General features: G+C 63.3%; 23 protein-coding genes and 2 pseudogenes. 15 read left to right on the top strand and 10 right to left on the bottom strand.

Features of this window, described 5'->3' with window-relative positions:
• Positions 1–255 precede the first annotated feature (255 nt).
• The 5 genes and pseudogenes from RKP46_RS10510 to RKP46_RS10530 form a co-directional block, all read right to left on the bottom strand.
• Positions 256–1,062 carry a hypothetical protein gene (locus RKP46_RS10510; RefSeq protein ID WP_311106599.1) on the bottom strand — a complete coding sequence of 269 codons (807 nt, stop codon included), beginning with the start codon at positions 1,060–1,062 and terminating at the stop codon, positions 256–258.
• A gap of 58 nt (positions 1,063–1,120) precedes the next feature.
• Positions 1,121–2,716, bottom strand: a complete 1,596-nt coding sequence (locus RKP46_RS10515; RefSeq protein ID WP_311106600.1) for a transposase — start codon at positions 2,714–2,716, stop codon at positions 1,121–1,123.
• Positions 2,717–2,853: 137 nt separating this feature from the next.
• Positions 2,854–4,056, bottom strand: a complete 1,203-nt coding sequence (gltS, locus tag RKP46_RS10520) for a sodium/glutamate symporter (protein ID WP_311106618.1) — start codon at positions 4,054–4,056, stop codon at positions 2,854–2,856.
• Positions 4,057–4,610: 554 nt separating this feature from the next.
• Positions 4,611–4,835, bottom strand: a pseudogene (locus RKP46_RS10525) (transposase zinc-binding domain-containing protein); the annotation flags it as partial.
• Between the two features lie 733 nt (positions 4,836–5,568).
• Positions 5,569–6,528: a MerR family transcriptional regulator gene (locus RKP46_RS10530; protein WP_311106601.1), complete on the bottom strand. Its 960-nt coding sequence runs from the start codon at positions 6,526–6,528 to the stop codon at positions 5,569–5,571.
• Between the two features lie 110 nt (positions 6,529–6,638).
• Between RKP46_RS10530 and RKP46_RS10535 the strand changes: the two genes are divergently transcribed.
• The 9 genes from RKP46_RS10535 (at position 6,639) to RKP46_RS10575 (ending at position 14,447) form a co-directional block, all read left to right on the top strand.
• A complete protein-coding gene (locus tag RKP46_RS10535) occupies positions 6,639–7,997 on the top strand; it encodes an FAD-dependent oxidoreductase (protein WP_311106602.1) in 1,359 nt (452 codons plus the stop codon).
• Positions 7,997–8,839 carry a DUF1365 domain-containing protein gene (locus RKP46_RS10540; protein WP_311106603.1) on the top strand — a complete coding sequence of 281 codons (843 nt, stop codon included), beginning with the start codon at positions 7,997–7,999 and terminating at the stop codon, positions 8,837–8,839. The genes RKP46_RS10535 and RKP46_RS10540 overlap by 1 nt, the downstream gene beginning before the upstream one ends.
• Positions 8,836–10,116, top strand: coding sequence for a cyclopropane-fatty-acyl-phospholipid synthase family protein (locus RKP46_RS10545; RefSeq protein ID WP_311106604.1), 1,281 nt, complete (start codon positions 8,836–8,838; stop codon positions 10,114–10,116). The genes RKP46_RS10540 and RKP46_RS10545 overlap by 4 nt, the downstream gene beginning before the upstream one ends.
• Positions 10,116–10,712, top strand: a complete 597-nt coding sequence (locus RKP46_RS10550) for a chalcone isomerase family protein (protein WP_311106605.1) — start codon at positions 10,116–10,118, stop codon at positions 10,710–10,712. Before RKP46_RS10545 ends, RKP46_RS10550 begins: the two co-directional genes overlap by 1 nt.
• Positions 10,709–12,094, top strand: coding sequence for an MFS transporter (locus tag RKP46_RS10555; protein WP_311106606.1), 1,386 nt, complete (start codon positions 10,709–10,711; stop codon positions 12,092–12,094). The genes RKP46_RS10550 and RKP46_RS10555 overlap by 4 nt, the downstream gene beginning before the upstream one ends.
• A gap of 12 nt (positions 12,095–12,106) precedes the next feature.
• Positions 12,107–12,712, top strand: coding sequence for a DUF3833 domain-containing protein (locus RKP46_RS10560; RefSeq protein ID WP_311106607.1), 606 nt, complete (start codon positions 12,107–12,109; stop codon positions 12,710–12,712).
• A 2-nt stretch (positions 12,713–12,714) separates the two neighbouring features.
• Positions 12,715–13,542: an SDR family NAD(P)-dependent oxidoreductase gene (locus tag RKP46_RS10565; protein ID WP_311106608.1), complete on the top strand. Its 828-nt coding sequence runs from the start codon at positions 12,715–12,717 to the stop codon at positions 13,540–13,542.
• The gene (locus tag RKP46_RS10570) at positions 13,539–14,006 is read left to right on the top strand and encodes a nuclear transport factor 2 family protein (RefSeq protein WP_311106609.1); all 468 of its coding nucleotides are present in this window, start codon (positions 13,539–13,541) and stop codon (positions 14,004–14,006) included. The genes RKP46_RS10565 and RKP46_RS10570 overlap by 4 nt, the downstream gene beginning before the upstream one ends.
• A 210-nt stretch (positions 14,007–14,216) precedes the next feature.
• Positions 14,217–14,447 carry a hypothetical protein gene (locus tag RKP46_RS10575; protein ID WP_311106610.1) on the top strand — a complete coding sequence of 77 codons (231 nt, stop codon included), beginning with the start codon at positions 14,217–14,219 and terminating at the stop codon, positions 14,445–14,447.
• Here the strand turns inward: RKP46_RS10575 and RKP46_RS10580 are convergent.
• From RKP46_RS10580 to RKP46_RS10590, 3 genes and pseudogenes are all read right to left on the bottom strand, one after another.
• Positions 14,394–15,242 (bottom strand): annotated as a pseudogene (locus tag RKP46_RS10580) (ISAs1 family transposase); the annotation flags it as partial. The gene RKP46_RS10575 and the pseudogene RKP46_RS10580 sit on opposite strands and share 54 nt — an antisense overlap.
• Positions 15,243–15,333: 91 nt before the next feature.
• Positions 15,334–17,013, bottom strand: a complete 1,680-nt coding sequence (locus RKP46_RS10585) for a LysR family transcriptional regulator (RefSeq protein WP_311106611.1) — start codon at positions 17,011–17,013, stop codon at positions 15,334–15,336.
• 73 nt (positions 17,014–17,086) lie between these two features.
• Positions 17,087–18,916 carry a hypothetical protein gene (locus tag RKP46_RS10590; protein WP_311106612.1) on the bottom strand — a complete coding sequence of 610 codons (1,830 nt, stop codon included), beginning with the start codon at positions 18,914–18,916 and terminating at the stop codon, positions 17,087–17,089.
• 285 nt (positions 18,917–19,201) lie between these two features.
• Here RKP46_RS10590 and RKP46_RS10595 point away from each other — a divergent pair, with 285 nt between their 5' ends.
• Positions 19,202–19,462: a hypothetical protein gene (locus tag RKP46_RS10595; RefSeq protein WP_311106613.1), complete on the top strand. Its 261-nt coding sequence runs from the start codon at positions 19,202–19,204 to the stop codon at positions 19,460–19,462.
• Positions 19,463–19,850: 388 nt separating this feature from the next.
• Here RKP46_RS10595 and RKP46_RS10600 read toward each other — a convergent pair whose 3' ends face one another.
• Positions 19,851–20,120: a hypothetical protein gene (locus tag RKP46_RS10600; protein ID WP_311106620.1), complete on the bottom strand. Its 270-nt coding sequence runs from the start codon at positions 20,118–20,120 to the stop codon at positions 19,851–19,853.
• Here RKP46_RS10600 and RKP46_RS10605 point away from each other — a divergent pair.
• The 4 genes from RKP46_RS10605 (at position 20,034) to RKP46_RS10620 (ending at position 24,071) form a co-directional block, all read left to right on the top strand.
• Positions 20,034–20,951: a S8 family serine peptidase gene (locus RKP46_RS10605; RefSeq protein WP_311106619.1), complete on the top strand. Its 918-nt coding sequence runs from the start codon at positions 20,034–20,036 to the stop codon at positions 20,949–20,951. The genes RKP46_RS10600 and RKP46_RS10605 overlap by 87 nt on opposite strands.
• A gap of 116 nt (positions 20,952–21,067) precedes the next feature.
• Positions 21,068–22,363 (top strand): hypothetical protein, encoded by a 1,296-nt coding sequence (locus RKP46_RS10610; protein WP_311106614.1) that lies wholly within the window; start codon positions 21,068–21,070, stop codon positions 22,361–22,363.
• Positions 22,364–22,374: 11 nt separating this feature from the next.
• On the top strand, positions 22,375–23,169 hold the full coding sequence (locus RKP46_RS10615; RefSeq protein WP_311106615.1) for a trypsin-like peptidase domain-containing protein: 795 nt from the start codon (positions 22,375–22,377) through the stop codon (positions 23,167–23,169).
• Positions 23,170–23,621: 452 nt separating this feature from the next.
• Positions 23,622–24,071 (top strand): hypothetical protein, encoded by a 450-nt coding sequence (locus RKP46_RS10620; protein WP_311106616.1) that lies wholly within the window; start codon positions 23,622–23,624, stop codon positions 24,069–24,071.
• A 324-nt stretch (positions 24,072–24,395) separates the two neighbouring features.
• Here RKP46_RS10620 and RKP46_RS10625 read toward each other — a convergent pair whose 3' ends face one another.
• Positions 24,396–24,788 carry a VOC family protein gene (locus tag RKP46_RS10625; RefSeq protein WP_311106617.1) on the bottom strand — a complete coding sequence of 131 codons (393 nt, stop codon included), beginning with the start codon at positions 24,786–24,788 and terminating at the stop codon, positions 24,396–24,398.
• Between the two features lie 688 nt (positions 24,789–25,476).
• Between RKP46_RS10625 and RKP46_RS10630 the strand changes: the two genes are divergently transcribed.
• Positions 25,477–25,832 (top strand): calcium-binding protein (locus tag RKP46_RS10630; RefSeq protein ID WP_409194127.1); only part of this gene is annotated, 356 nt, incomplete at its 3' end.

Here is a 25,832-nt window from a genome sequence, read left to right on the forward strand (position 1 = left end):
GTGTAACCGTTCACACCCCCTTGCCACCAACACGGTCGTGCTCTACGAATCAACAACTTGCCGGGGACCAGAGGCAAGAAGGCAGGGGGGCGTGAGCGGTTGCGATGGGTGAGGCGAAACGGAAGCCGTTAACACTCAAAGCCCTTCCTTGAAATCAAGCGCTTAGAAACGTCCGAAAGTCTGGCGGACGCTGAAACAGAGACTTGTGTGTAAGCGTATGGGTTAAGGCGCAGGTAACATCACATTCAGCGACAGCTAGTTTTGAGACGAAAAAGACTCAGATGCAATACGAACTTCAAGTTTTCGTAGAACGGGTATCAGTTCCGGAAGAACCTCGCTCTGAAAGCGGTCGGCAACTGCTTTCTTAACCGCGTTCAAAAACGGTTCACTAAATTGTGGTGCTGTCAGCCGTGCTAACCCCCGGGCAGTGGCTTGCGCGTGTTTTTGATAAGCGCTTGTCTGGGAGAATGCCTCTAGCATTTCGGCCTCCTTCTGCGTTGGATTGCAGTCGTTTGGATTGGGCATCAGCTTCTTGATCCAGCTATCAACTACCGACCGTGACGCTGATTTACTTGTTTGTGCGGATGCTAATACCATTATTAGCGCGACACCACAGTTATTCATTGTGGCCCACCGCTCCTTCGGGTAGGTATTAGCAAATGTGTAGAGACTGTCTATCTCCATATCTGTGAACGATCTGTAGTCAGGGGAATACGTGGCGGCTAGTGAATAAATGCCAGAAAGTTGCTCGGCGAAAATTGGCTTCAGTGTTCTGAGTAATACTGCTCTTGCCTCCTCATATTCAGGCGCCCCAGGCTTCCAGTATGGCTGAGCATCTTTGACGCCACTTGCCAATAATGGCAGGAGATTAGCAATGGCCTGTTGTCGTATCAGCTCTTCTTGAACCGCCAGTAAAGCGTCCATCGAACCATTGTTGAATTCATTCCACTTGGCCAACCGCTGATCTCGATCAGCGCTGAGGTTGACTTGTGCCGTCGATTCAAAGATCGAGCACGCAAACAAGATTGCAACAAAAGCCCATCTGATCATTTTGTTATCCATTTCTTGAAGTTGCTATCATTCGTTATCATTTGTCAAACATCAAACATGACCCGTCTAATCACGCACTCCCCTGCACGGTTGCCGGGATCTGGGGGATCGTGGGGAGCTGCAAGCCTTTGCGAGCGGCGGCGATGACGGTGCCGAGGGACTGCCAGGCGGATGCTGCGCGATGGCGACAGGTTTCGATAAGGCTGGCGAGGAAAGCGAAGGCGCGTGATCGCTCTTCAGAGCGTGTGCCGTGGCTGATACTGCGCGAAATCCCCCAGTGCCGCAGCGCCTGTTCCGCGGCGTTGTTGGAAAGCGGCAGGCGGGGCTCGGCGACGGGACGCAGGATCACGTCGCAGTCGTAGAGGAATTCGCGCACGACACTGCGCACCACCGAGTGGTCATCCATCCGATGGGCTTCGCACAGGTGCCGCAGTCGCACGATCTCGTTCGCGTAGCGGGCCGGGAGTCCTTCCGCGGGCGGACCGATGCGCGCCGCGTAGATGGCGGCCATCAGCGTTTTCATGAGGCCTTCCATCGCTTGCCCTACCCCGGAGAATCGCGCCTCGCTCGATTCGGCCAGCCCTCTCAGTTTGCGCAGCAGGTGCGGCCAGCAACGCAAGCGGTTTGGCCAGGCGCGATAGACGCCGTAGCCATCGCTGATGAGCAGGCCGGCAAAGCCGTCCTGCAGGGCGTTCTCCAGCATTTCCCGGCTGCGCGGGCCGATCAGGAACAGCGTCGTGTGGGTGGTGACCAGTGCCCACAGCCACAGCAGCACGCCGGACTCCGGCCACGAGGTTTCATCGACATGCAGTTGCGCGGCCTGCACGATGTCGGCCACCAAGGCGTCCTCCAGCGGCAGACTGGCGCGGCCCGCTTCCCGGATGGCTTCGTCGATGACGCCGGTAGTCAGCGTCAAACCGAACAGTTCCATCAGCAATTCGCGAATGCCCGCCCGCGACAGGCGCGTGCGCAGCGCCAGCAGAACGATCACCCCGGCCAGCCGGGGACCCGCCAGTCGCCATTCCCCGAGCTCAACCTTCTCCCATTGCCCGTCGGCCGGCGCCCGCCAAGCTTGCGCACGGCTGACATGCCCGCAGGAGCCGCTCACTTCAAGCAGCGTGTGACGGGTAACACTGAACGTCAGCCCGATCAGGCCCTCGACCGGCGGTGCAATGTCAACTTCGTCCCAAGCCGTGCAAGCCCGCGACACCGCATCCGCCGACAGCGCTGCCGCACAAGCGGCGCAGATCTCGGGCCGGTGCTCGCACCGGGCGGTGATCACCAGTTTCTGAATGCGACCATGACCCGGACTGCCCGGCTGCTTGCCGGGCCGCTTCCCAGACCCCTTCTTGGCCAATGACCGCTGGCCATCAACCAGTGAAGCCTGTTCCGTCTCTTCGGTAGCGCTTCCAGCCGTCTGCGCGGCGAGGTCGGCCCTGTCCCGCTCGTCCGCCGCGCCATTCTGTTCCTCCGAGCCACCCGTCTTCGCCCAGGGCGGTTGTCTGGTCGGCGGACGCGAGCTGCTGTCCGGGTTCTGATTCAGCCGATCCTGCAACTCCTTCACGTCGTGCAACAGCCGCTTCGACACTTCCAGCACAAGCTCCGCCGGCAGCTTCTTCAGCCACTCGTCGTTCATCTGGGACAGGTCATGTTTGCTCAGGTGCATCCTGCTGCGTCTGTCAGGTCGTCTGCAAGTTGCGCAACTATAACCTACAAATCCTCACGTTGGCAGCTTTTCTTAAGAGGGTGTAAACAATTACCTGACAGTTGGGGCAACGAAGCAAAAAAATGTTGGCGATAGTGCTATCCACCAAAAATGGGCAGTCCAAGATAGAGCTTGATGACGCTAGCGTTAGCGATGTCGATAAAGAAGGCGCCCACAACCGGCACGACCAGGAAGGCAAGATGAGAGGGCCCGTGCCGATCGGTTACGGACTGCATGTTGGCAATGGCAGTCGGTGTGGCGCCGAGACCAAAGCCGCAGTGTCCCGCCGCCATAACCGCTGCGTCATAATTGCCACCCATGACGCGGAACGTGATAAAACGTGCGTAAAGCAGCATCAGTGCGGTTTGGCTGGCGAGCACAATCAACAACGGCAAAGCCAGCGCCGCCAATTCCCAGAGCCGCAAAGCCATCAATGCGGTAGAGAGGAACAGGGCTAACGCAACGTTGCCCATCACCGATACTGCACGCTCGAATACCTGATAGAGTCCGATATGGCCAAGGCCATTGCGGAGCAGCACACCGACAAACAAGGTGCAGACGAAAGCCGGAAGTTCCAGCGCACTATCGCGCAAGAGCGCGGCAATCTGCTGCCCGCCCAGCAGGCAAACAGCGATCAGCGCCAGCGTCTCGATCATCGCCGGAGCGGTGATCAGTCGAATATTGTCGGGCTGTTCAAATAGGCCAGGTTCAGTGCCTGTCGTGGAACGGTCCGGGAGGGTAACTCGTTTAGTCAGATGATTGGCCAGCGGCCCGCCGATCAATCCACCCAGAATCAGGCCAAATGTAGCGCACGCCAGGCCCACCTCGGCTGCATGATCGAGGCCGTATTTCTCGCTAAACACCTTACTCCATGCCGCTGCCGTACCATGTCCGCCCGCCAACGAAATGGAGCCCGCCAAAAGGCCAAACAACGGGCTGATTCCCAACACCTTGGCCAGTAATAGTCCCAGGGTATTCTGCACGACCAGCAGGCCGAGTACCACCCCAAGGAACAACGCAAGCTTGGCACCTCCGCGACGCAGACTCGACAGGTCAGCATTGAGGCCGATACAGGCGAAAAAGGTCAACATCAGCGGTGCCGACAGACTGCTGTCGAAATGCAGTTCGACCGCGGTGGCGGTATGCAGTGCAAGCATGCCAAGCGCTACCAGCAGCCCGCCGGCTACCGGCTCCGGGATGCTGTAAACCCGCAGTGGCCGCACGCTGGCCACCAGCTTCCGGCCCATGAGCAGGACCAGCGAGGCGGCAACCAGGGTGCCGTAAACGTCCAAGGTAAGGATCATTCCATACCGTACATTTTCTCTGGGTAGCCTGGCCAACCAGATAGTGTGCCAACTTGACGAACAGCCTGAGTAAGCCTAGCACCCACCTGCCGTGTTGTCCACCTTGATTTAGTTCCGGAAATGACGGACAGGAATGGATACGAGATTCGCCGCCCCTTCCGGAAGTGTTCCAGGCTCTGACGGGCCGTGAGAGCAGTCTCGACTCGGAGACAGTGCGCCGACGAAGCGTGTAAACCTCGCCGGAGTCGCAGCACGAGGATGGCCCTGGGTTGCCGCCGTGGCCGACGAGGCCGGCAACCCAGCGTGCAAGCGGTTCTTGCCGACGCCGAGCGGATCGTCGTCGTGCGGCGTTGACCAGGCGATGCGCTGAGCGAATTCGTAGCGCGCTGCCGGTGATGCTTGCGGGTCGAATTCGCCCTGCTCGGCATCGGCCATTTCCCACAGCGGAGGACCCCGGGCCTGCGTAACAGGCGACGGTGACGTCGGCTCGCCAGGTGCGGGAGCATCTCGCGCAGGCGCACGCGTGGGTGATGAAGGCGATGATGCGCATCTCGCCGGCGCTTGGGAACCAACCGTACCCACTGGCGGACCGGCAGTCGCGGAAAGACGTGGTCGGCAAGCTGGGCAGCGGTGTCGACCATTCGCCGGGCTGTGCACGCGGGACAGACCCCGCGACCCTTGCACGACCAGGCGATGCGGAAGTCGTGAGCACAATCGCTGCATCGAGCGCGGGCAAAACCATGGGCCAGTGTCCTGCATTCGAGATACCTCCGGAACTCGCGTTCGCCATGAGCTGGGCCGGATACGCGCTGCCGGCTATCGCAGGAGCGTTCGAGCCCGGTGGCGAGCTGCGTCTGCACGCTGCGACAGAGCACGGTACGTTCGCGCCGGCGATGCCGATCGACGGCTGCGCGAGCGGGTGCGCAGGCGGCAGCCATGGGGATTCGGGTTGAGAACTCGCTACGCCGAAAACTGTGGGGCAATACAGTTTGCGGCGCAATATCCTCTGCCTCCTCTGCCTGCGGCACGCGCGCCGTCGTACTTCAGTCGCTGGCAGAGTCGTCGGCACCATGCGGGTGCTGCAGGAGGTCACGCACGCCAGCACCATGCGACCCGCTTCGTCGACGATCGCGATACACCGTCCACCAGGCAGCGTTTCGCTACCCACGCGTCCCGCCAGTCGATCGGCGCGCCAGCGTAGCTCGCCGCACTGCCAGTTGCGCTGGTCGCACGGTGGAAGGTCGATTAACCGACGCAGTCGTATCCGGCGGTCGGTTTTCGGGAATGCCGGATGACCGGCTATCTCGGGCGAGCGGGCATCGATCAAGCTGGGGACGCGCGGCTTATCAGTTCAAGCCGGAGAATTCCCGCTATGAGCGGCGATTCAAGGTCTATCAGGAGAACAGCAAACAACGCTCGCAGGTCATGAGGCTCTTCTCCGCGCGGGTCGCCCGGCGGCAAATCCACGCCAGCCGCGCAAGGGTGCGCTTTCCTTCCCGCCTCGTCACATCACTGCATCGTCGGCGCCGAGGCTGGCTGCGCCTGGTTGCTTTCGTTCCAGCGCGACAGCAGCACGAGCGCATCCGCAAGCTCGACGCCGAAGTCGACGTCCGGCACCACCGAACGTCTGGCTCCCGCAAGCTTCTGCGCCCCACTGCCACCTGCCCAGAGAGCGACCGTCGGCGGCAACGCCGCGCGCAGGCTCGAGAGTACCCCGGTCAACTGTCGCGTCGGAAAGGCCGCGGAAAAAGACAGAGCAACAACGTCTGCATGATGCGCGCGGACCGCTGCCACCGTGTCCGTGATCGGTGTCTGCGTGCCAAGCGAGATGCAGGCCGCTCCGTGCAGAGTAAGCAGCGCTTCGAGCAGCAGCAGCCCCAGCGCGTGCTGCTCATCAGGAGCGGTGGTCAGCACAATGCATGGCCGCCGCGTCCCGGCGGGCAGACTGGCGATCGCCTGCCGCAACTGTTTCTGCAACAGTTCGGTGTACAGGTGCTCCTCGAAGACCATCAGCTCGCCGCGGCTCCAGGCCTCGCCGACCGCCACGTTCATCGCGGGAACGGTATCCAGGACAAATCGCTCGACACCGTCCTGCATCAGCGCCATCGACAGCAGGCGGCGAAGCGCTTCGACATCGTGGGAAAGGATGCTGTCGACGACGCGCGCAGCGAGGCTGTCGCCGTCCTGGCGCAGCTCGGCGACTGCTGGCAGCGCACTGCCCGCCGCGAGCGCAAGTTGCGCCAGGTCGGCATCCTCCGCTCCGACCAGGCGGCCCGGTCGATACCCGAGATCAAGCAGACGCCGGATCAGTCGCAGCCGTTCCACCTGGTCGACCGGGTAAAGGCGGTCGCCAGACGCGTCGCGGTACGGGCGCGGGAAACCGTAGCGGCGCTCCCAGACGCGCAGCGTATCCTTGCCGATACCGGTGTCCCGTTCGACGACCGCAATCGGCAATCCCGAGCAGTTCACATTTTCCAATTTGTCCAAGACAAACCATTGACAAAGACGCGATGAGAGCCTATTCTAACTCGCATCATGCCTTTTGTCTAGGACATATATTGTACACACGAGAACAGCCGATGGACACCCCCGCAAAATTCATCGCGGTCGTTGGATCCGGCATTGCCGGCCTCTCGGCCGCCTGGCTTCTATCGCAACGCCATCACGTGACGCTTTTCGAGGCCGGCGAGTGGGTCGGCGGACACACCAATACCGTCGACGTCGAGGTTGATCGAAGGATTTTTCCGGTCGACACCGGGTTCCTCGTATTCAACGAGCGCACCTATCCCAACCTTTGCGCGCTGTTCGATGCGCTCGGCGTCCGCTCGGTGGCCAGCGAGATGTCCTTTTCGGTCAGCCTGCGGCAACCTGACCTCGAGTGGGCAGGCACCAGCCTGTCCACCCTCTTCGGCCAACGTCGCAACCTGCTGCGCGCCGACTTCTGGCGCATGCTGGCCGACATCGTGCGCTTCAACCAGGCAAGCACGCGCTGGCTCGAGGCAAATCCTGAACAGGCAGGCCCAAGCCTGGGCCACTACCTTGAGGAGCATCGCTACTCGAGCGCGTTCCGCGACTGGTATCTGCTGCCCATGGCGGCGGCAATCTGGTCGTGCCCGACGGGCCAGATGCTCGACTACCCGTTTGCCACCTTCACCCGCTTTTGCCGCAATCACGGCCTGCTCCAGCTCGACGACCGGCCCCAATGGCGCACCGTGTGCGGCGGCGGGCGCGAATACGTGCGCAAGATGCTGGCCCGCATTGCGCGCGTGAGTACCGGATGCAGCGTGCGGTCGGTACTTCGCCGGCGCAATGGCGTCGAAGTCGAGACCAGGGAGCAACGCCAGGTGTTCGACGAGGTGGTGCTCGCCTGTCACAGCGACCAGGCTCTCGCCTTGCTCGGGGAGCTTGCTTCGCCGGCCGAGCGCGAGCTGCTGCGCGCTGTGCGCTACCAGCCGAACCGCGCCATTCTGCACACCGACGCAGCGCAACTGCCGCGCGAGCAAAAGCTCTGGTCAGCGTGGAACTACCTCGCTGAACTGCCCCTCGGCGAGGCACACGCGACTTCGCCGAGCGACCGCCCGGTCAGCGTCTCGTACCTGATCAACAAGCTGCAGCCGCTGCCGGTATCGACACCCGTAGTGGTGACGCTCAACCCGCAGCGTCCAATCGCTCCGCAGACCATTCTCGGCACCTTCGACTACTCCCACCCGATCTTCGACGAACCGGCGATCGCCGCCCAGCAGTGCCTTGACAGCATCCAGGGACACGGCGGCGTGTGGTTCTGCGGCGCCTGGACCGGCTACGGCTTCCACGAAGACGGGCTCAAGTCGGCCATGCGCGTCGCCAACACCCTGGGGTGCCGCGCGCCGTGGCAAACGCTGGGCCCGCTGCCGGGAGCAGCCGCGGCAAAGCACGCTATGATCGGCAAGGCGGCCTGATGAAGGCAATGGCCACACCCGCCAGCGCATCGGACGGCACAGCTTGCGTTCCCTTCTTCGGCACGGCGGGAACTCAGCCGCTGCTGCTGTGTGGCAAGGTCTTTCACGCCCGCCTGCGGCCGGTGCGCCACCATTTCGCCTACCCGGTACTGTACTGCGTGCTGCCGCTGCACGCGCTCGCCGCGGCCAACTGCCCGGGTTTCGGGGTGAACCGGGCGGCGCTGGTGTCGTTTCACGAACGCGATCACGGCGCGCGCGATGGATCACCGCTCCTGCCCTGGCTGCGTCAACTGGTCGCCTGCACGCTCGGAGAGGCGCGCGCGGCCGAAATCACCGCCGTCTGGCTACAGACCTTCCCGCGCATGCTCGGCTATGTCTTCAACCCGGTCAGCTTCTGGTACGCCTGCCGTGGCGACGGGCGGGTGACTGCCATCCTGGCCGAAGTGAATAACACCTTTGGCGAGCACCACAACTACCTGCTGGCACACGCGGATGGTCGGCCCATCGTCGACGGCGACTGCTTCGCGCGCGACAAGGTTTTCCACGTCTCACCGTTCTTCCCGGTGCGCGGTCACTACGTCTTCCGCTTTGCCCTCGCCGCCGCCCGGCCAACGGTGCACATCGATTACGCCGACGCTGACGGGGACCTGTTGCGCACGGCAATTGCCGGCTCGCCGCGTCCGCTCACTTCCCGCACCGTTGCGCTCGCCGTGATCACCCGCCCGTTGTTTACCGTCGGCGTCATCGCTCGCATCCACTGGCAAGCAGCCAGGCTGTATTTCGGCAAACGCGTGACCTTCTTCCGAAAACCAGTTCCCCCGCTCGAGGAGACCTCTTCATGAACACGCTCGCCTCTCGCTCCCTTCCATCACCGCTGGAGGCTGCCGTCGGCTGTTTCGCGGCAACCGTGCGTGCGGCCTCGCCGTCCGCACGCGAGACGCGCGCGGCACGACAGATTGGCCAGCTACTGGACACCTTGTCGGGTGGACAGGTAACGCTGATCCTGCCGGACGGTGCGGCCTCACGCCACGGCCTGCCTGCCACCAGCGAACGCGAGATCGTCCTTGCCGTGCATGACCGGACGGTGTTCACGGAAATCATTGCCCGCGGCGACATCGGCTTTGGCGAGAGCTTCCTCGATGGCCGCTGGCACAGCAACGACCTCTCGGGCCTGCTTACCTTGCTCAACCGCAACCGTGACGCGCTTCGCCGCGCGCTGTACGGGCGCTGGTTGCCTCTGCTCGCCGAGCGCGTCCGGCACGCCTGCAACGCCAACAGCCGCCGCGGCAGTCGCCGCAACGTCACCGCCCACTACGACCTGGGCAACGAGTTTTACCAGCAATGGCTCGACCCGACGATGAGCTACTCAAGCGCGCTTTTCGCCGACAGCGCGGCGACTCTGGAAGACGCACAGCTTGCCAAGTACCGTCGCATCGTACGCAGTCTCGACATCCGGGCAGGCGAGCGAGTGCTCGAGATCGGTTGCGGCTGGGGCGGTTTCGCCGAGGTCGCCGCGCGCGAGGCCGGCGCAAGAGTCACCGGGATCACCCTGTCGCCCGCGCAACTGGCGTTTGCCCGCCAGCGCATGACCGCGCTCGGACTCGACGAGCGCGTCGAGCTGCTGCTTTGTGACTACCGCGACGTCGCCGCCCGCTACGCTCCGTTCGATCACATCGTCTCGATCGAGATGTTCGAGGCGGTCGGCGAGGCATGGTGGCCGGCATATTTTCGTACGCTCGCGCGCTGCCTGAAGCCACACGGGCGAGCGCTCGTGCAGACGATCGTCATCGCCGACCACCTGTTCGCCAACTACCGGCGCGGCACCGACTTCATCCAGCGCTACGTCTTCCCTGGCGGCATGCTGCCGTCGCCGGCCGCTTTTTCCACGCAGGCCGGGCGCGCCGGGCTGGCCATCGATCAGTCGCTCGCCTTCGGCTCCGACTACGCGCGGACGCTGGCCCGCTGGCAGGAGAACTTCAACGCCCGCTGGGATGCAATTGCCGCGCAGGGTTTCGACGAACGCTTCTGCCGGCTGTGGAACTTCTACCTGTCGTACTGCCAGGCCGGCTTTGCGACCGGGTCGACCGACGTTGTGCAGTACCGGCTCCAGCACGCCTGATGACCCTGCCGCGCGCCCCTTTCCTCGGCCTGCTCGTCGCGCTGTCGATCGCCGGAGCGCCGGCAACGGCCAGCGCTGGCGCAAGCACCAGCCAGCGCCCGAGCGCCAGCGAAGCACGCCTGTTGCCGCCCGGCGTGGACTGGCAGCGCCGTGGCAGCGGGGAAACCACTTTCCTCGGCCTGCGCCTCTACCGGGCGACGCTGTGGACCGCCGGCGTGGCGCCAAGCGACGCTGCCGTGTTGGCCGCACCGCACGCGCTGACGCTGCGCTACGTCCGCGACTTCTCCGGCGACACGCTGGTCGAGGCCAGCCTGCGCGAAATGCACCGTCTGGGCGCAACCGAGGCACAGCTCGCACGCTGGAAGGACGACCTTGCCCGCGTATTTCCCGACGTGAAGGCCGGCGAGGTGATTACCGGCCTGCACCAGCCGGGCCGCGGCGCCGTTTTTCTGCACCAGGGCGCAACCACCGGCGAAGTGGCGGACGCGGAGTTTGCCCGCCGCTTCTTCGGCATCTGGCTCGACCCGAAAACACGCGATCCCGAGCTGCGCGCGCAGCTCTTCGGACTGCCAAACGGAACGGGCGCCTCGCGATGATCAGCGCACCGACCGTGGCCAAGCCGGCCGCCGCGATGCCGCGACCAGCCGCAACCGGCAAGCGGGCCAGCGCATGGACGGTCGGCGGCTACGGCTTGCTGGGATTGCCGCTGGCGTTCGCCGCGTTGCCGATCTACGTCCACCTGCCGCGCCTGTATGGCGATGCGGTGGGCATCCCGCTCCTACTGCTCGGCGGCGTCCTTTTCGCGGCGCGACTCGCCGACGCCTTCGTCGACCCCTGGCTGGGAGCCCTTTCCGACCGGCCTGGCTGGCGCCGCGTTTCGATGCTCGCCGCCCTCGCTCCGTTCGCCGTCGGCATGCTCGCGCTGTTCAACCCGCCAGCCGGTGCCGGGCTGCCCTGGCTGGCCGGCGCGCTGACCGTTACCTACCTCTCGTTCAGCCTGCTCAACGTTGCCTACTGCGCCTGGGGAGCCGACATCGGTGGCGACCTGACGACGCGCACGCGGCTGACCGCGGCGCGTGAAGGCTGGGGACTGGTCGGCGTACTCCTCGCCGCTGCCTTGCCGGGGCTGCTCTCGCCAAGCTTCGAAGTTGGGCTCGCGCGGCTGTCCTGGGGCTTCCCCTTGCTTCTCGGCGTGGCCGCCGTGCTCAGCCTGGCCAGCGGCCGCCGCCTGGAGGAGGCGACGCGGCAAGAACGGCTGCCGGCTGGCGGCCATCGCCCGGCAGCCCTCTGGCAAAGACTGGCCGCCGCGGGCCGCGTAGCGGAATTCCGGCGGCTGCTGCTCGTTTTTGCCGTCAGCGGTGTCGCTTCGGCCCTGCCGGCAACGCTGGTGCTGTTCTTCATCGCCGACGTTCTGCACGCCGAAGCGTGGTCAGGAGTCTTCCTGACTGCCTATTTTGCCGCCGGCCTCATCGGCCTGCCGTTCTGGGTGCGCTACGCGGCACGCCGTGGACACCTTCCGGCCTGGCGCGACGGCATGCTGCTTGCCTGCGCGGCGTTTGCCCTGGCGCCCTTCCTCGGCGCCGGCGAGCTCGCCGCTTTCGGCGCCATCTGCGTCCTCTCCGGCTTTGCGCTTGGCGCCGACCTGGCGTTGCCGGCCGCCTACCTTGCCCAGATCAGCGAGCGCCCGGACACCGCCGGCACGCAGCCGGCTCGCCGCGAAGGCGCGCCCGCGCCGGGTCTCGATAGCGGCAGCGCCTTTGGCGTGTGGAACCTCGTCGCCAAGCTCAACCTGGCGCTTGCCGCCGGCATTGCGCTGCCGCTGCTCGAGTGGAGCGGCTACCGGCCGGGCGTCGAACCGGGCGCGCTGGCGCTGCTTTACGGCGGGCTGCCACTTGCCGGCAAGCTCGCCGCTGCACTTCTCCTTAGCCGCTGGCATCGCCGGATGCGTCGTGACGCGCCTTCGGCGACCGCCTCCTGAAGGAATCCCCTGATGAACGTCATCACCGCCATCGCCGACCCCACGCCAACCCTTGCCCGCCGATGCCGACCGATCCGGCGACTCCGCGCAGCCCTGGCGCCCGTCTTGGCTGCCGTCCTGGTGCCGTTGGCGCTTGCCGGCTGTACCGGCGTAGCGGTCGAACAGTACCGCGCCGAGGCGCCTGCGCTCGACCTGCGCACCTACTTCAACGGCACCATTGACGGGTGGGGAATGTTTCAGAAGCGCTCGGGCGAAGTCGTGAAGCGCTTCCACGTCGTGATCGACGCCAAATGGCAAGGCGACACCGGCGTCCTCGACGAGCATTTCTCGTGGTCCGACGGCAGCAAGAGCCAGCGCGTGTGGACGCTCACCCGGCAGGCCAACGGCAGCTACCTCGGCCACGCCGATGACGTCGTCGGCCAGGCCACCGGCGAAGTCGCCGGTAACGCGCTGCACTGGAAATACGTGCTGGCGCTGCCGGTCGACGGCCGCACCTGGCACGTACACTTCGACGACTGGATGTTTCTCATCGACGAGCAAACGATGATCAACCGGGCAACGATGTCGAAGTGGGGATTCGAACTGGGTGAAGTAAGCCTCTCTTTCCGCAGGCGCTGAGCGTGCCCCCCGGACCGCCTGCCGCGATCCCGCGCGGCAACCCGCGCATCGCCGACTGGACGAACCGTCGCGTCTGGCTGCTCGGCGCCTCGGCCGGCATCGGTGAGGCGCTGGCGCACGCGCTCGCAGCGCGTGGCGCAAAGCTCGTGCTGTCGGCGCGCAACGCATCGGCACTCGCCGATCTCGCCCGTGCGCTTGGACCCGGACATTGCACGCTGGCGCTCGACGCGACGGACAGCGCGGCGCTCGATGCTGCCTTCGCGCGTTTCGACTCGGGCGAATTGCCCTTGCCCTCGGTCGGCGTCTACCTCGCCGGCGATTACCAGCCGCTCGACGCCCGGCAAGGCGAAACGGCGCTGCCGGCGGCGCGGCGCATGCTGGCGGTGAATTACGCCGCCGCCGTCGAATGGTCGCTACGTCTGGCCCCGCGCCTGCTTGCCACGCCCGCGCCTGCCTCGGGTATCGCCCTGGTGGCCAGCGTGGCCGGCTACACCGGGCTCCCACAAGCGCTCGCCTACAGTCCTTCGAAGGCTGCACTGATCCGCTTCGCCGAGTGTCTGTACCTTGATCTCGCGCCGCAGGGCCTTGGCGTCTGGGCGATCAATCCCGGCTTCGTCGCCACCAGGCTGACCGCGCAAAACGATTTCGAAATGCCTGCGCTGATGCCACCGGAAGCAGCCGCCGAGGCCATCGTGCGCGGCTTCGCCAGCGGTCGCTTCGAGATTCATTTCCCGACGCGCTTCACCCGCCTGCTCAAGATCGCCGCCATGCTGCCTTACGCTCTGTCGATGCCGCTATTCGCCCACATCGCCCGGAAGAAGCCGCGATGACCATTGCTGCTGCACACCTGGACGCGCTGGTCGCCTTCTACCAGTCGCTGACCCCGGCAACGCTCGACCGCTTGTCCGAGTTCTACGACGACGCCGCGCGCTTTGTGGACCCGTTCAACGACGTCGTCGGACAGCGGCCAATCGCGCGCATCTTCGCCGACATGTTCGAGCGCCTCGATTCGCCGCGTTTCGTCGTCACCGGCCGCTTTGCCGCCAGCGGCGACACGCCGGTCGACGAAGCGATGCTCCGCTGGGAATTGCGTTTTCGTAGCCGGCTGCTCGGCGGCGGCGAGCACCGCATCGCCGGCACGACACACCTGCGTTTCGCGCCCGACGGCCGCGTGCTCCTGCACCGTGACTACTGGGACGCTGCCGGCGAGTTGTACGCCAAGCTGCCGATTGTTGGCGTACTCGCGCGAGCCGCCGCGCGACGGCTGCGCGTCCCTGACAACGACAGCTCCTGACGCGCGCTTCGATCCGTTTCCGCCATCACCCATACCGGAGTCGCCGCACCAGGACGACCCTGGGTCGCCGCTGCGGCCGATGAGGCCGCTGCGGCAACCCGGCGTGCAAGCGGTTCTTGCCGAGGCCGATCGGATCGTCCTCGTGCGGCCTTTACCAGGCGATACGCTGATCGAATTTCCGGGGCCACCTCTGTCGGGGATGCGTGGCATTTGCAGGTCACCTTCGCCTGCTGGCCATCGCGCCGGCATTACGTGGTGTTGTCTGCGCTGCTGTGGCGCGGCCCGCCGCATCACTTGCTGGCCGCCATCAGCCAGCGCTCCAGCATTCAGCTCTACATCAGCATGGCGCTGCTCGAAGAACTGGCCGATGTGCTCACCTGGCCATCTGAGAACGATCTTCTTCAGCAGGGAAAGATTCTGCAGGGCAGTGTCCTTACGTAGGGTGCCGGCATCCTCGCCGAAGCTGACCTCGAGCACCCCGTGAAGCCGATTTTCCACGGCCCAATGGCCGCGCACAGCGACGGCAAGTTGTTCGGCGGTCAACTCGCGAGCGCTGATGTAATAGCGCCGCTCGAAGTTCGACTCTTCGTCGCCGGCCTTGCGCAAGGCGTCGACCAGACCGATCGTTTTGCACGCGGGCCAATCGGCCCGGTCAACGGTTCCTCTTGCGGGCAGGACCGAGGCGATCTGGCCGACGACCCGACCACGGGACTGATGAACCTGGCGCTGGCGGTCGACGGCTTCCGATTGGTATTGATCCATCAAATCAGTCTGGATGCCTTCCAGCAGCGCCGCTTGATTCCCTTTGACCGCGAGCAGGTAGTCGCCGCCCTGGTCGGTGATCTGACGGGCAATGTTCCTCGGGCACCCCATGGCGTCAAGGGTGACCAGCAAGCCCTTGATCTGCAGCGCCTGGAGCAGTTCCGGGATGGCGGTGATCTCGTTACTCTTGGCGGCGACCTTTTCCTGGCCGAGAACAACGCCCGGTTCCGTGGCGAAGGCACTGACCATGTGAATGGCGCTCTCACCGCCGCTGCCCGACCCGCGCAGATTCTTGCCATCGACCGCGATGCCGCCAGCGAGGCTCCCGACCACCTCAGCAACCCAGCGGCGGAAAGCCACCTCGAATGGCTTCGGTTCCAGCGCCCGGAAGATCCTCAGGAACGTCTTCTCGGACGCGACGCCGTTCTTCAGCGGCAGGAACTGACGCAGCCAATCCTCCTTCTTGTACGCCCAATGACGAAGGAAACCAGGCTATTCGAGTGCCGAGGCTCTGGCGCTGATGCCCTCCGGAATACGGTCAGCGGGAAGGAAGAAAAGGGTCTGATCAGATTGCAGCGCAAGGCCGTCGAACTCGGCGAAGTAGTCCACCTGGAATTGCATCCTCTCTGCAGCGTGCACGGCAACGAGCGTGCTGGCGGGTAAACGACTGGCGAGTTCGGCGGCCAGCATTCCGCGATCGAACTCGCCCGCGTTTCTTACCGCAAGCCAAGCCAGAGTGAATGCGTTTTCGCTGTAGACGACCGCTTCGTCGCAACACTGGCCGAGCACGGCAAACAGTGCTCCCGGCATTGCCGAGGGCGCCTGTTGATGCGATAACGCAAGAAACACGACCCGTTGTGCTTCGCAGAAACGGCAGCCGTTTCCCGTCGCTTGGCGGTGGAAGGGCTGGTCCTGCAAAGGAGCGGGCTGACCCGGCGACCAGCTTACCGCTGTCGTCGACGTCGATCTCCGCTCCGGCGTGAAGGCGAACACTGCCTCGTGCAGCAAGCCATAAGCCCGACCGGCCGCACTCCTGGAACGTGCCGCCAGGTACGCTGACTGACTCGGATAGAAGAGCAAAGCCACCTCGTCCGGCAGGCCTTCTGGTTTGCTCTCGGCCAGCACGCTCGGGACGTAAAGACGAAGGCCGAGCCGGCCCATGACCTGCCAGGTTGCCGGAATGAAGATCGTTGCCAGATGGCGAATAAACTTGTCCCAAGCAACCGTCTCTTTCCGCCAGCCGCGCCAAACGCGGATGCCCCCTTGCTCCTTCATCGCAGCAACTCCTCGGGCACGGGCCGAAGTTCGCTGTGCATTTCAGAAACCACTGGATCACGCGCCTGACTCTCGCCGGCATGTGGCGTTCCTTCAAGCGGACGATCCAGACCGTCTGCTGAGCCAAGGAGGCGGCGCCTTCGTGATGGGCCGGGATGATTTCCCGTAGGCGACCTTGCGCCAAGGCGGGGGCGGCGACATGACGCGGCATCACCGTACATCCGAGACAGCCTTCGACCATTGCCAAAGCGCCACGCATGTCGTTGAACTCTCCGGTGACTCGCAAGGCCAACAGGTTGACGGGATCAGACTCCGCCAGGTAAACCGCGATCCACCGGTTGAGGCAATCCAGCATGCTCGGGTAGACGACCATTGGTAGCGCCAACAAATCGTCCAGCGTGACCGGACAGGTGAGTGCTTCGTCGTCGGCCGATTGGAGCAGGACATACTCCTCGAAACAGAACGGGTAACTTACGACGGCCGCTTGGCTGACCTCCTGGCTCACGAACCCAAAGTCGATGTCGCCATTCATCAAGTCCGCCAGAACGCCGGCGGACGGCTTGAGATCAATCGCCAGGACGATCTCCGAATGCGACTTGCGTCTGTCGAGCAGACGGCTGAAATGCGGAGAGTGAATGCAACTTTCAGGCATTGCGTAACGGACAGTGCCGCGCAAAGACTCAAAGTCCTCGTTGATCTGTTCCAGAAAATGCGTGGCATGTTCCATATAGGCCCGCGCATATTCGGTCAGCAACTGGCCGGCAGGCGTCGTCAATACCTTGTTTCCAACACGGACGAACAGTTGTACGCCGATGCGCTCCTCAAGTCTTGCCACTTGCTGACTGACGGCTCCCTGCGTCAGGGAAGCTGCTGCCGCTGCACCGGTAAAGCTTTGCGTCTTGACTACGGCCAGGAACGATCGAAAAAGCCGCGGATCGAGTCGCTCAAAGTCACTCGCGGTCCACCCCATGTCTTGTCCCCCCCTCCTAGACTGCGCAACTCAGGTTCGGATGACCTCTGGCCAGTAGACCCACCCTTCGGTATCACTCGCTGGGTTTGCCGTAGTCACAGCCATCGCCGATCGTCCACCAGCGGTTGCGACAGAACGTACACGGCCCGGCGTTGCGCGTCAAGCGAGCACCCGCGGTCTGACCAACGCCAAGCCGCGTGAGTTCAGAGGCAATCGCACCGGAAATCAGGTTGAGCGGGTCGATCCAAAGCGCGCGAAGCGCTGCTTCCGCATCTGGATAGCGCTCGCTCAGCGCCGTCCAAAGTTGATTCGAGTCAAGGCAAACCATCACGTCGCCCTCGCCGAAAACAACCGGCACCACGACCGGACGGTTCGATTCCGCGCGCACTTGGGCGCTGAGCCAGTCTGCCGCATCGGGGTTAATGCCTTGAAACTCAAGCCATTTTTCTTGGGTGAAGTAGCTGTGCGGGATAAGATTGTCATTGTACGAGAGGTGTGGCGCCAGCACGATGCGGGTTCTTACCAGCACTCCAGCGACTTCTCTCTCCCACCACAGCCCCTCGGTGGCGACGCGGAAGAACAAGCCCTCCCGCCCACCACCCTTTTCCGGCAACTGGGAAAGCGGCGTCGACAGTCTACCGAGAGCGCTGTCGGCGAACAGGCCAAGTGCGGTTCTGCTGGTGATCAGGAGCACTTTCGGGTCGCTCTGCTCGATCTGCCGATGCAGCCAACGGTTCTTGCCCACGCAGTTAGCAGTGATTGACGACAACGGTAGCTTCCACTTCGCATCCCAGCCGGGGCTGGCACACGCCACGACATCGTGCAAAGACATGTCTTCGCCCAGAACCAGCGAGGCATTCAGATGCGTACCCACAGCAGCCAGCAGCCGCTTGGCGTTGCCGTAATAGCGGTCCTCGCGGCCGGTTCGCACGCGGACTTCGCGGCCGATGACGGAGCGATCAATGAAGCCGGAGACGACCTCACCCGCGGCGAAGCGGCCGCGCACGATGGCCAGATTTTCCTCAGATCCCCAGATCTCGTTCTGCTTCGGCGGCCATTCATACGCCGAGCGCGTGCCATCGGCCATTTCCAGCAGCAATCGAGCATGGCGGCGTTCAGGCTCGCGTTGCGAACCTTCGGGGCCTTCGTCACTGCCGACGATGCGACCGTTTTGCGGCGCTACCAGCATCGTCAGGTCACTCCGCAAGAGGTCCTCGAGCGCTGCTTCATCGGCGATTTCCAGAGGCGCTTCGGGTGCGTGGCGGCAGGCTTTAGCATAGTCGGCGTCAGTCGGATGAAAGCGGAGTACACGATACGACCCGCTACGCCAGTGCTCCAGGTCAGCAGTCGTCCGCGGGATGATGAAATGGTTGGGCAGGTTTGGGTTGATACCGATCAGCATCACCGGCGCTTTGCGACAGCCGTACAAAGCCGCCGGTTCGCTCTGTCCGAAGTCGCATATCATCGCCATCTCCCTTACTGCGGCGTTCTCCGGATCGTCGCCGGGAGCGGGCGGGCTTCTCCGCACGCGCAGGAAAGGGCCATACGGCGAAGTGCGGCTGAATATGTCGCACTCTCGACACGCACGCACATCTTGCATCAGCCGTACTTCTGGCGGAGCCTCGGGTGCAAGTGGCGCCGTGTTCGCCACGGGCGGGGCCGTCTTCGTTTCGTTGCCGGGTGGCTGCCCGGTTGGCGAGGGAAGCCGTAATTCAAAGCGCTGAAAAACGATTTGCTTCGCCGGCGCCGGGTTGCCTTCCTTGACCCAATGCTTGGCGGCCAAACGAAGGAACACGGGGTCGGGAAGGTTCATGTGCAGAACCTCACCTGTTTGCTGCCAGGCGCCGTCGTCCAGGTTCAGTCGATAGGCGGTCCAATGCGGGCCTCGGCGCAGCAAACGCAACCAGCCGCAGACCGGGCCCGCGGGCGGAGGCTGGATGCTCTTGCCGTAGCGATTGAAGTGATTGTCCGACATCGGCCTGCCCTGCGCATCGACCAGCGTCTGCGCCGAGCCTCGATTCCAGGCAATTCGCCAGCCGTCGTTCTCATCGAACTCGCTGCTGACGTAGGGCGGTGCTCCATGCACATCGTACACCCGACTACGCGTGTAGCGATCAGCCTGATCCTGGTCTAAACCCGAATTTCGCGGAGGGTCGATCGACAGCGCAGCAAGTTCCAGCGTACTGCCTTGACTTGGACTATCGACAGAGAACTGTACGCGCACGTCGAGATCGCCAATCACGGGCTGGCGCGTCACGACACCACAGGAGGCGTACTCCTGCCCCGCTACGAACGCTATGTGCAGGCCGCTGTTGACCGCTATGCGGCCTTCGCGACTGCTGTTGGCGTGTCCACCGATCCAGTGATCAGCAAGCGCGCTGCCCTGAAAGTCATCTTCCCAACAAAGCCGCCATTGCTCCACGTTAACCTCCTGCGCAGAGTGCCATGATCGCCCAGGACACCGGGTGCATGGCAAGCACTGTCGGCTAATGAAGGCAATTAGCAAAAAGCGTGGAGCGACCTGCTAATGCCCGTCATTAACGGTGGTCGCTTCCCAGGGCGTTCGCCTTGCGCCATATTCTGCGCCGCTTGAGGGATTGAGCTAATTGCTTTTTCGTCGGTCGGCAGCAGACTCATCGGCTCGCCGCCCGCGATTGGTCGGGCATCCGTGAACCTGTTGTCACAATTGGTCGGCTCGACGGCGAACGCCAAAGGCAGTCGGAGGCTTCTCCGTGGACCGCTCACCCAACTTTGGGGAGATTCTGATGAAATCCGAGTATTTGGTCCTGCGCAGTTCGCATCTGGCGACGCGCGATGTCTTTGCCAACCCGGCAGCCTTAGGCGCTCCGACGCCGACCGATGTCCGCGTCGAGATGGAAGATCTCAACCGACGCGACATACCCCTCGTTACGCGCGACGCCGATGTGCTTGCCGTGGCGCCGGTGATGCCGATGAAGCTGGTCGAGCCGGTGCTCCGGCGCGCTACTGTCGCCGGCGAAGCGGGAGATGTGGCGTGGGGAGTGAAGGCCGTAAGAGCAGACACTTCCCGGTGCACTGGAAAGGGAATCGTCGTCGCCGTCCTGGATACCGGCATTCAGGCCGATCATCCGGCTTTTCAGGGAGTGACGCTGATCCAGCGCAATTTTACGAACGAGGCCGATACCGACCAGCACGGGCACGGCACCCATTGCGCCGGTACGATATTCGGACGGTCCGTCGCGGGTACCCGTATCGGAGTTGCCCATGGCGTCTCGAAAGCCTTGATCGGCAAGGTGCTCGGTAGCGGCGGCGGCTCCAGCAAGCAGATTGTCAATGCCATATTGTGGGCTGTGGACAACGGGGCTCATATCATCTCGATGTCACTCGGAATGGACTTTCCAGGCCTTGCTCGGCGTCTGCGGGAACGGGACGGTTTCCCCGAGGAACTGGCCGTGTCCAGAGCACTCGAGGGATACCGGGCCAACGTCCTTCTTTTCGAGCGGCTGGCGAGTTTGATCCGCGCCCAAGCCAACCGGTCGATCCTGATTGCGGCAGCGGGAAATGAAAGTCGGCGCCGACAAGACCCACGATTTGAAATCGCCGTGGCGCCGCCGGCGGTCGCCGACGGAGTCGTTTCCGTTGCCGCGGTCGGACGAAGCGATTCCGGTCTGGCGGTGGCAGACTTTTCGAATACCGGCGCCAACATCTGCGGCCCGGGCGTCGATATTGCATCGGCCGGGCTGGCTGGCGGCCTGCTCACGATGAGCGGTACCAGCATGGCCGCCCCCCATGTCGCCGGCGTTGCAGCGCTGTGGGCTGAACGTCTGGCCGAAGTGGGCAGTTTCAACGCGCTGAACTTGACGGCCAAGCTCATCGGTCAGGCAAGCTTCAACGACCTTGGTGCGGGCATCGATCCTTTCGATGTCGGGGCCGGCCTGGTTCTGGCGCCGCAGCCATGAGGACCGACCGCCTAGCCGCAGCATCATGTTCGCCGTCGCAAGCGGCGACACACCCGAAATCGCTTTTTGGATCGCCCGGCAGGCTGTCTGCGCAGCAAGGAAAAGGGAGAATGCTTATGAACCGAACGTCTTTCCTGGCGGCCGCGGCCGTCGTTTTCAGCTTGAGCGGCTGCGCGATCGTCAGCAGTACGCCGGAGCCCGCCTCAATGCAACGGCGCGGCGTCGCTTACATGCTACCGAAAGCGCTGCTGCCGGTACAGTTGGCCGAGTCCGACGGCCTCCTGACGCTGCGCGTGGAGTCGGCCAAGCTGGTCGGCGATCCGGCACAGCGCTATTTCGCGCACAACCCGAGCAACGTCTTCAGCAGTGACGAAGTCAAGATAGAAGTCGATGGCGCGACCGGCCTGTTGACCGGGGTGACGGCGACCAGTACGGACAACACCTTGGCCGTGCTCAAGGAACTGCTCAAGACCGGCGCTGCTCCACATCCGGAAGGCAGCGCGCTTTCACCCGGTGAAACGCTCCTCTTCAGCGGCGTGTACGATCCGGACGGGGAAGTGGACGACACCATCAAATCGCGCAACAAGGAGATGGTCGCCCGTCTGCAAGAGGTCGTGTTTCAGCGCATGCTGCTGTGGCAGGAAGGCTGCAAGAAGGACAGAACGGATGTAGTCAAATGCGACACTGCGGACAAACTGGTGAAAGCACTGAAGGGGACGAGCACAGGTGACGGCGCGGTAGTGCTGGTCAAGGCAACAGCACTGCATACGGGGCAGAAATCGCCCAGGACGAACGGCGCGGACAACCCGTCGGCTGACTGCGGACTGGGCATCTGCCATCGAGCGCTGCAGCCTTATCAGATCGACCTTGCCATCAAAGGCGTCTTTTTCAGCAGTACCGTCGTGCAGCTTCCCAATGGGGGGCCGCCAATCGTGTTGCCGCTCGAGCGGGCTCCTTTCGTCAAGACCGAGCACAAGGTAGTGCTGCAAAGCGGTCAGATCACGAGTGCCGAGAACAAGAAGCCCAGTTCTGCCCTAGCCCTGGTCGAATGGCCGCTCGACGTGTATCGGGGGATTCTTGCCGCAACCTCGACCCTGATTCAACTGCGCATCGGGTACAACACAGACGCGGTCAAGCTGGCCGAGAGTGAAGTCAACATGGCCAAGGAACTCAAGGGTCTGCGCGATGAGCTGAACGCCCTGAGGCAGGAGCGAAGCTCGCCCCCGCCCGGCGGTCGTGGCATCGCACTGCTGGCTGGGGAAATCGGACGACGACCAGACAATAGCAATAAGTCCGCGGCCAAGGCGAACGCTGCCGGGCAGCCGGCGGTGCAGCTTAAGCCCGGCGAGCCCCACCGCGGCACGCTTTCGCCTTCTCCGCCAGCATGCGCTGGCTGCTTGCCCATTCAATAGGAAAACGAGCCATGAATCATGAGGACCAAGAATGCAGTCGTCCGGCGCACCTTCCGGATGTGCAGTCCATTCGCTTCGCCCAGGAATCGGCACCCGCGCCAACGCGACTTTCCGGCATCGACGCAATGGAAGAGTTCCGCCCGCGGGACGTGCTTGGTCAAGACAATCGACAGCCGTCCCCCAATTTACGCCAGCCGCCCTGGCGCCTGATCTGCCATCTGGTGATGACCGACGCGCAGGGGCGCGAATTTGCCGGCACCGGCTGGCTGGCTGGCCCTTCGACCGTGCTGACCGCGGCGCATAACCTGTACTCGTCAGCCCATGGCTACGCTGCAGCATCGGTAACGGTCATCCCTGGTCGCGACGGGAACACAGCGCCGTGGGGCTCCCTTACCTCGACGAGCTTTGCTACCCTTGATCTCTGGCGGCAGACGAGCAGAGCCGAAGTGGACATCGGCGTCATCTGGCTGCCTCAGGCTCTGGGGCAGTCGCTGGGCTATTTCGGCTTTCAGGCGCTGGACGATGCTGTGCTGCTGCACCACGCCGTGTACACGGCGGGCTATCCGGAAGACCGGCGATGGGGCACCCAGTGGTATGACCAAAGCACGATCCATCGCGTCGATGCGAATCTGATCGCCTACGGCCTCGATACCATCCCAGGTCAAAGCGGTAGCCCCGTGTTTGCTCTCGACGCTGCGGGCAACCCCGTAGCGGTTGGGGTGCATGCGTACGGCAAGCTGCGCGAAAACCTTGGCGTGCGGATTACTCGACCGATGTTCCAGATCCTGACCGGATGGTGGCGCTAGGGAAACACTGATTCATTCACTTCCGTGCTGAGTTTTGAACTCAAAGCGCGTTGCAGTCGGCAAAACGCTGCGGCCTTATCAATAATGCAAGAACCCCTGTACCCTGGGTCGCCACCGTGGCCGACGAGGCCGCCGGGGCGACCCAGGGTGGGGGCGGTTCTTGCCGAGGCCGATCGGATCGTGCTTGTGCGGCCTTTGCCCGGCGATGCGCGGATCGAATTCGTAGGGCGGTGCCGCTTGCGCTTGCCGATCGACTTCGCCCTGCCCGGCATCGACCATTTCGCACAGCGGCGGCCCCGGGCCGGCAAGACAGGCGGCGCTGACGTCGGCTCGCCCAGGTGCAGCGCGCTGCGCGACGTGCCAGTGCTTGCTCTGCCTGCCGCTCGCCCTGCTGCTCGCCCTGCTCGACGATCCCGGCAGCCTGCGCGAAGCGCTCGAAACGCTCCTCGAAGATGGCGCCGCGGCCCGCTCAGTGGCAGAACGCCGCCCTTGGCGGGCTTGACGGCCGAAACCATGCGCTCGATCGATCAACTCCGGCGATGGGGCGATCGATTCCGGACATGCGAAGATCAATCGCGCAGATCGATCGATCAATGCCGGAGGTTGATCGATCAATCCCGAACATCGATCGATCAATGCCGGAGGTCGATCGATCGATCCCGAACATCGATCGATCAATGCTGGAGGTTGATCGATCAATCCCGAACATCGATCGATCAATGCTGGAGGTTGATCGATCAATGCGGAACATCGATCGATCAACCCCGGAGATCGATCGTTCCATCCCAGACATCGATCGATCCGTGGTGAACATCGATCGATCGATCCCGGCGGCCGGGCGGGCTGGCCACGCCGCGGCGGAAGTCGCCGCCTGCCGTCCGGGTCGAAATACTGGCGATTGACCGACGGGTAGAGGTTGAGACAGGCGTTGGTGATGTGCGCGGCGATGAAGCCATCCGGCCTCAGGTGGCGGCGATAGATGTCGAATGCCTCCTCGTCGGCAGTGGAATGCCAGTGTTTCGCTTGGCCTCGATGAACGACAGCATCAACTGGTCGCTCTCCGCCTGTGCCACCTTCTCGCAGGTGAGCGGACGACGAAGGACCACGACCCACCGCTTGTGGTCCCAGCCCTGGAGCGCCAATTGACCCTCTTTCCCCTCCCAGCCTTGGGCCGGATCGCGGCGGCGCGTGACCCGGCCTCATCCCTGGCGCAGGGTTCGCACGACTTACATCGAGTGGAAGCCAATCATGTTGCCTTCGGTGTCGCGCGCCAAGGCGATATAACCGTGCGGACCGATCGACATCTTTTCCTTGATGACGATGCCGCCATTGGCGCTGACGCGCGAGGCTTCGACCGCACAGTCCTGACAGCCGAAGTAGACCAAGGTACCGCCGCCCGCCGAGGGAAAGCCTTCCATCTTGACCAGCATGCCGCATGCACCGTAGGACGTATGTGCCGTCGCTGCGTCGGAAGGGAATCCCCACATTTCCATATTCATTTCCGGCGTCGGGGCGGGCATTTTCTCCAGTTTGACGGCAAGTACCGCTTCATAGAAGCGCTTGGCTCGTTCCATGTCCTGCACGTAGATTTCAAACCAGACAACGGTATTGCTTTTCATCGCTATTCTCCTGGTGATAAAGGAAGGGCTTGCGCGCGGCAAGACAACGGCTCAAGGCCGCAGGGTAGCAGAAAGGCTGCGCGAAATGCGGCGCGGGAGCGAGCGCGGCGCACGGTTTTTTCGTTTCGCTCTTCACCGTTGGCCAAGCCGTGCGCTTTCCCGCAATTGCTCACCGGCTGCGCCGCGCTTTAATCCAGCGGGACAATCATTGCCGGCTCAATGCCGCCGATGATTGACCGACGGGCACGGCGTAGCGCGACGATTGAGCGGGCATCCTTGCCCCAGGTGGTGGGGCAATGGTCCCATACCGCTTAGCCATAAGCCCCATTCCTGCCCAAAGACTTGCCCCGGCCGCACCCTGCGAAATCGCTGTTTGCGCATTGTATCAGGCCACGGGGCGCGACCTGGCAGGGCATGGCGCGAAGCTTGCTAGTTCTTCGATGTTCTACCGAATGACGAGGACTGAGCCGACTGCGCTCGCCTTCAATTCTCCGACGGAACCGGTTTCGCCCATCCGCGCGACCTCTCGTCTTACGCTTGCCGGAAGTTCTTTATTTGCATCGAAACGGCGACAAGAAAACAATTCGTTCAAGTCTCATCGGGGACAGGATCAGGATTATTCAGGCTGACACGTCTCGCTCGCTACTTACTTTCAACTGCTTTCCCTCATCACAAGGAGCTAAATCTCATGGCAACGATCACGCTTGGCACATCGGGCAACGATTTCTTGTATGGCGATGTCGACAGTGCCGATTTGGACGATTATATTCAGGGGCTTGACGGCGACGATGTCATCTTTGGCTTCAGCGGCAACAACATCCTCGATGGCGGCGACGGCAACGATTTCATGAGCGTCCTGTTGGGCGTCAACACAGTCATCGGCGGCGCCGGACTCGACGGTATGGAGGTGGACTATACGGGCGCGACCGCCGGTATCCAAATGACTCTTGCCGCCAACGGCGTCGACGGACAGATTACGGCCGGGAGCAATCGGGTCACCTTTACCGGTATCGAACAATTCTTTATCGCCGGCACCGATTTCGA

The sequence above is a fragment of the Accumulibacter sp. genome (genome assembly GCF_031732815.1).
Taxonomy (GTDB): domain Bacteria; phylum Pseudomonadota; class Gammaproteobacteria; order Burkholderiales; family Rhodocyclaceae; genus Accumulibacter.

Excerpts from the sequence above, each read along its gene's own strand:
- RKP46_RS10510 (WP_311106599.1), bottom strand. The coding sequence starts at position 1,062 with ATGGATAACAAAATGATCAGATGGGCTTTTGTTGCAATCTTGTTTGCG.
- RKP46_RS10515 (WP_311106600.1), bottom strand. The coding sequence starts at position 2,716 with ATGCACCTGAGCAAACATGACCTGTCCCAGATGAACGACGAGTGGCTG.
- RKP46_RS10535 (WP_311106602.1), top strand. The coding sequence starts at position 6,639 with ATGGACACCCCCGCAAAATTCATCGCGGTCGTTGGATCCGGCATTGCC.
- RKP46_RS10540 (WP_311106603.1), top strand. The coding sequence starts at position 7,997 with ATGAAGGCAATGGCCACACCCGCCAGCGCATCGGACGGCACAGCTTGC.
- RKP46_RS10545 (WP_311106604.1), top strand. The coding sequence starts at position 8,836 with ATGAACACGCTCGCCTCTCGCTCCCTTCCATCACCGCTGGAGGCTGCC.
- RKP46_RS10550 (WP_311106605.1), top strand. The coding sequence starts at position 10,116 with ATGACCCTGCCGCGCGCCCCTTTCCTCGGCCTGCTCGTCGCGCTGTCG.
- RKP46_RS10555 (WP_311106606.1), top strand. The coding sequence starts at position 10,709 with ATGATCAGCGCACCGACCGTGGCCAAGCCGGCCGCCGCGATGCCGCGA.
- RKP46_RS10560 (WP_311106607.1), top strand. The coding sequence starts at position 12,107 with ATGAACGTCATCACCGCCATCGCCGACCCCACGCCAACCCTTGCCCGC.
- RKP46_RS10570 (WP_311106609.1), top strand. The coding sequence starts at position 13,539 with ATGACCATTGCTGCTGCACACCTGGACGCGCTGGTCGCCTTCTACCAG.
- RKP46_RS10585 (WP_311106611.1), bottom strand. The coding sequence starts at position 17,013 with ATGGGGTGGACCGCGAGTGACTTTGAGCGACTCGATCCGCGGCTTTTT.
- RKP46_RS10600 (WP_311106620.1), bottom strand. The coding sequence starts at position 20,120 with ATGATCGGCCTGAATGCCGGTATCCAGGACGGCGACGACGATTCCCTT.
- RKP46_RS10610 (WP_311106614.1), top strand. The coding sequence starts at position 21,068 with ATGAACCGAACGTCTTTCCTGGCGGCCGCGGCCGTCGTTTTCAGCTTG.
- RKP46_RS10615 (WP_311106615.1), top strand. The coding sequence starts at position 22,375 with ATGAATCATGAGGACCAAGAATGCAGTCGTCCGGCGCACCTTCCGGAT.
- RKP46_RS10620 (WP_311106616.1), top strand. The coding sequence starts at position 23,622 with ATGGCGCCGCGGCCCGCTCAGTGGCAGAACGCCGCCCTTGGCGGGCTT.
- RKP46_RS10625 (WP_311106617.1), bottom strand. The coding sequence starts at position 24,788 with ATGAAAAGCAATACCGTTGTCTGGTTTGAAATCTACGTGCAGGACATG.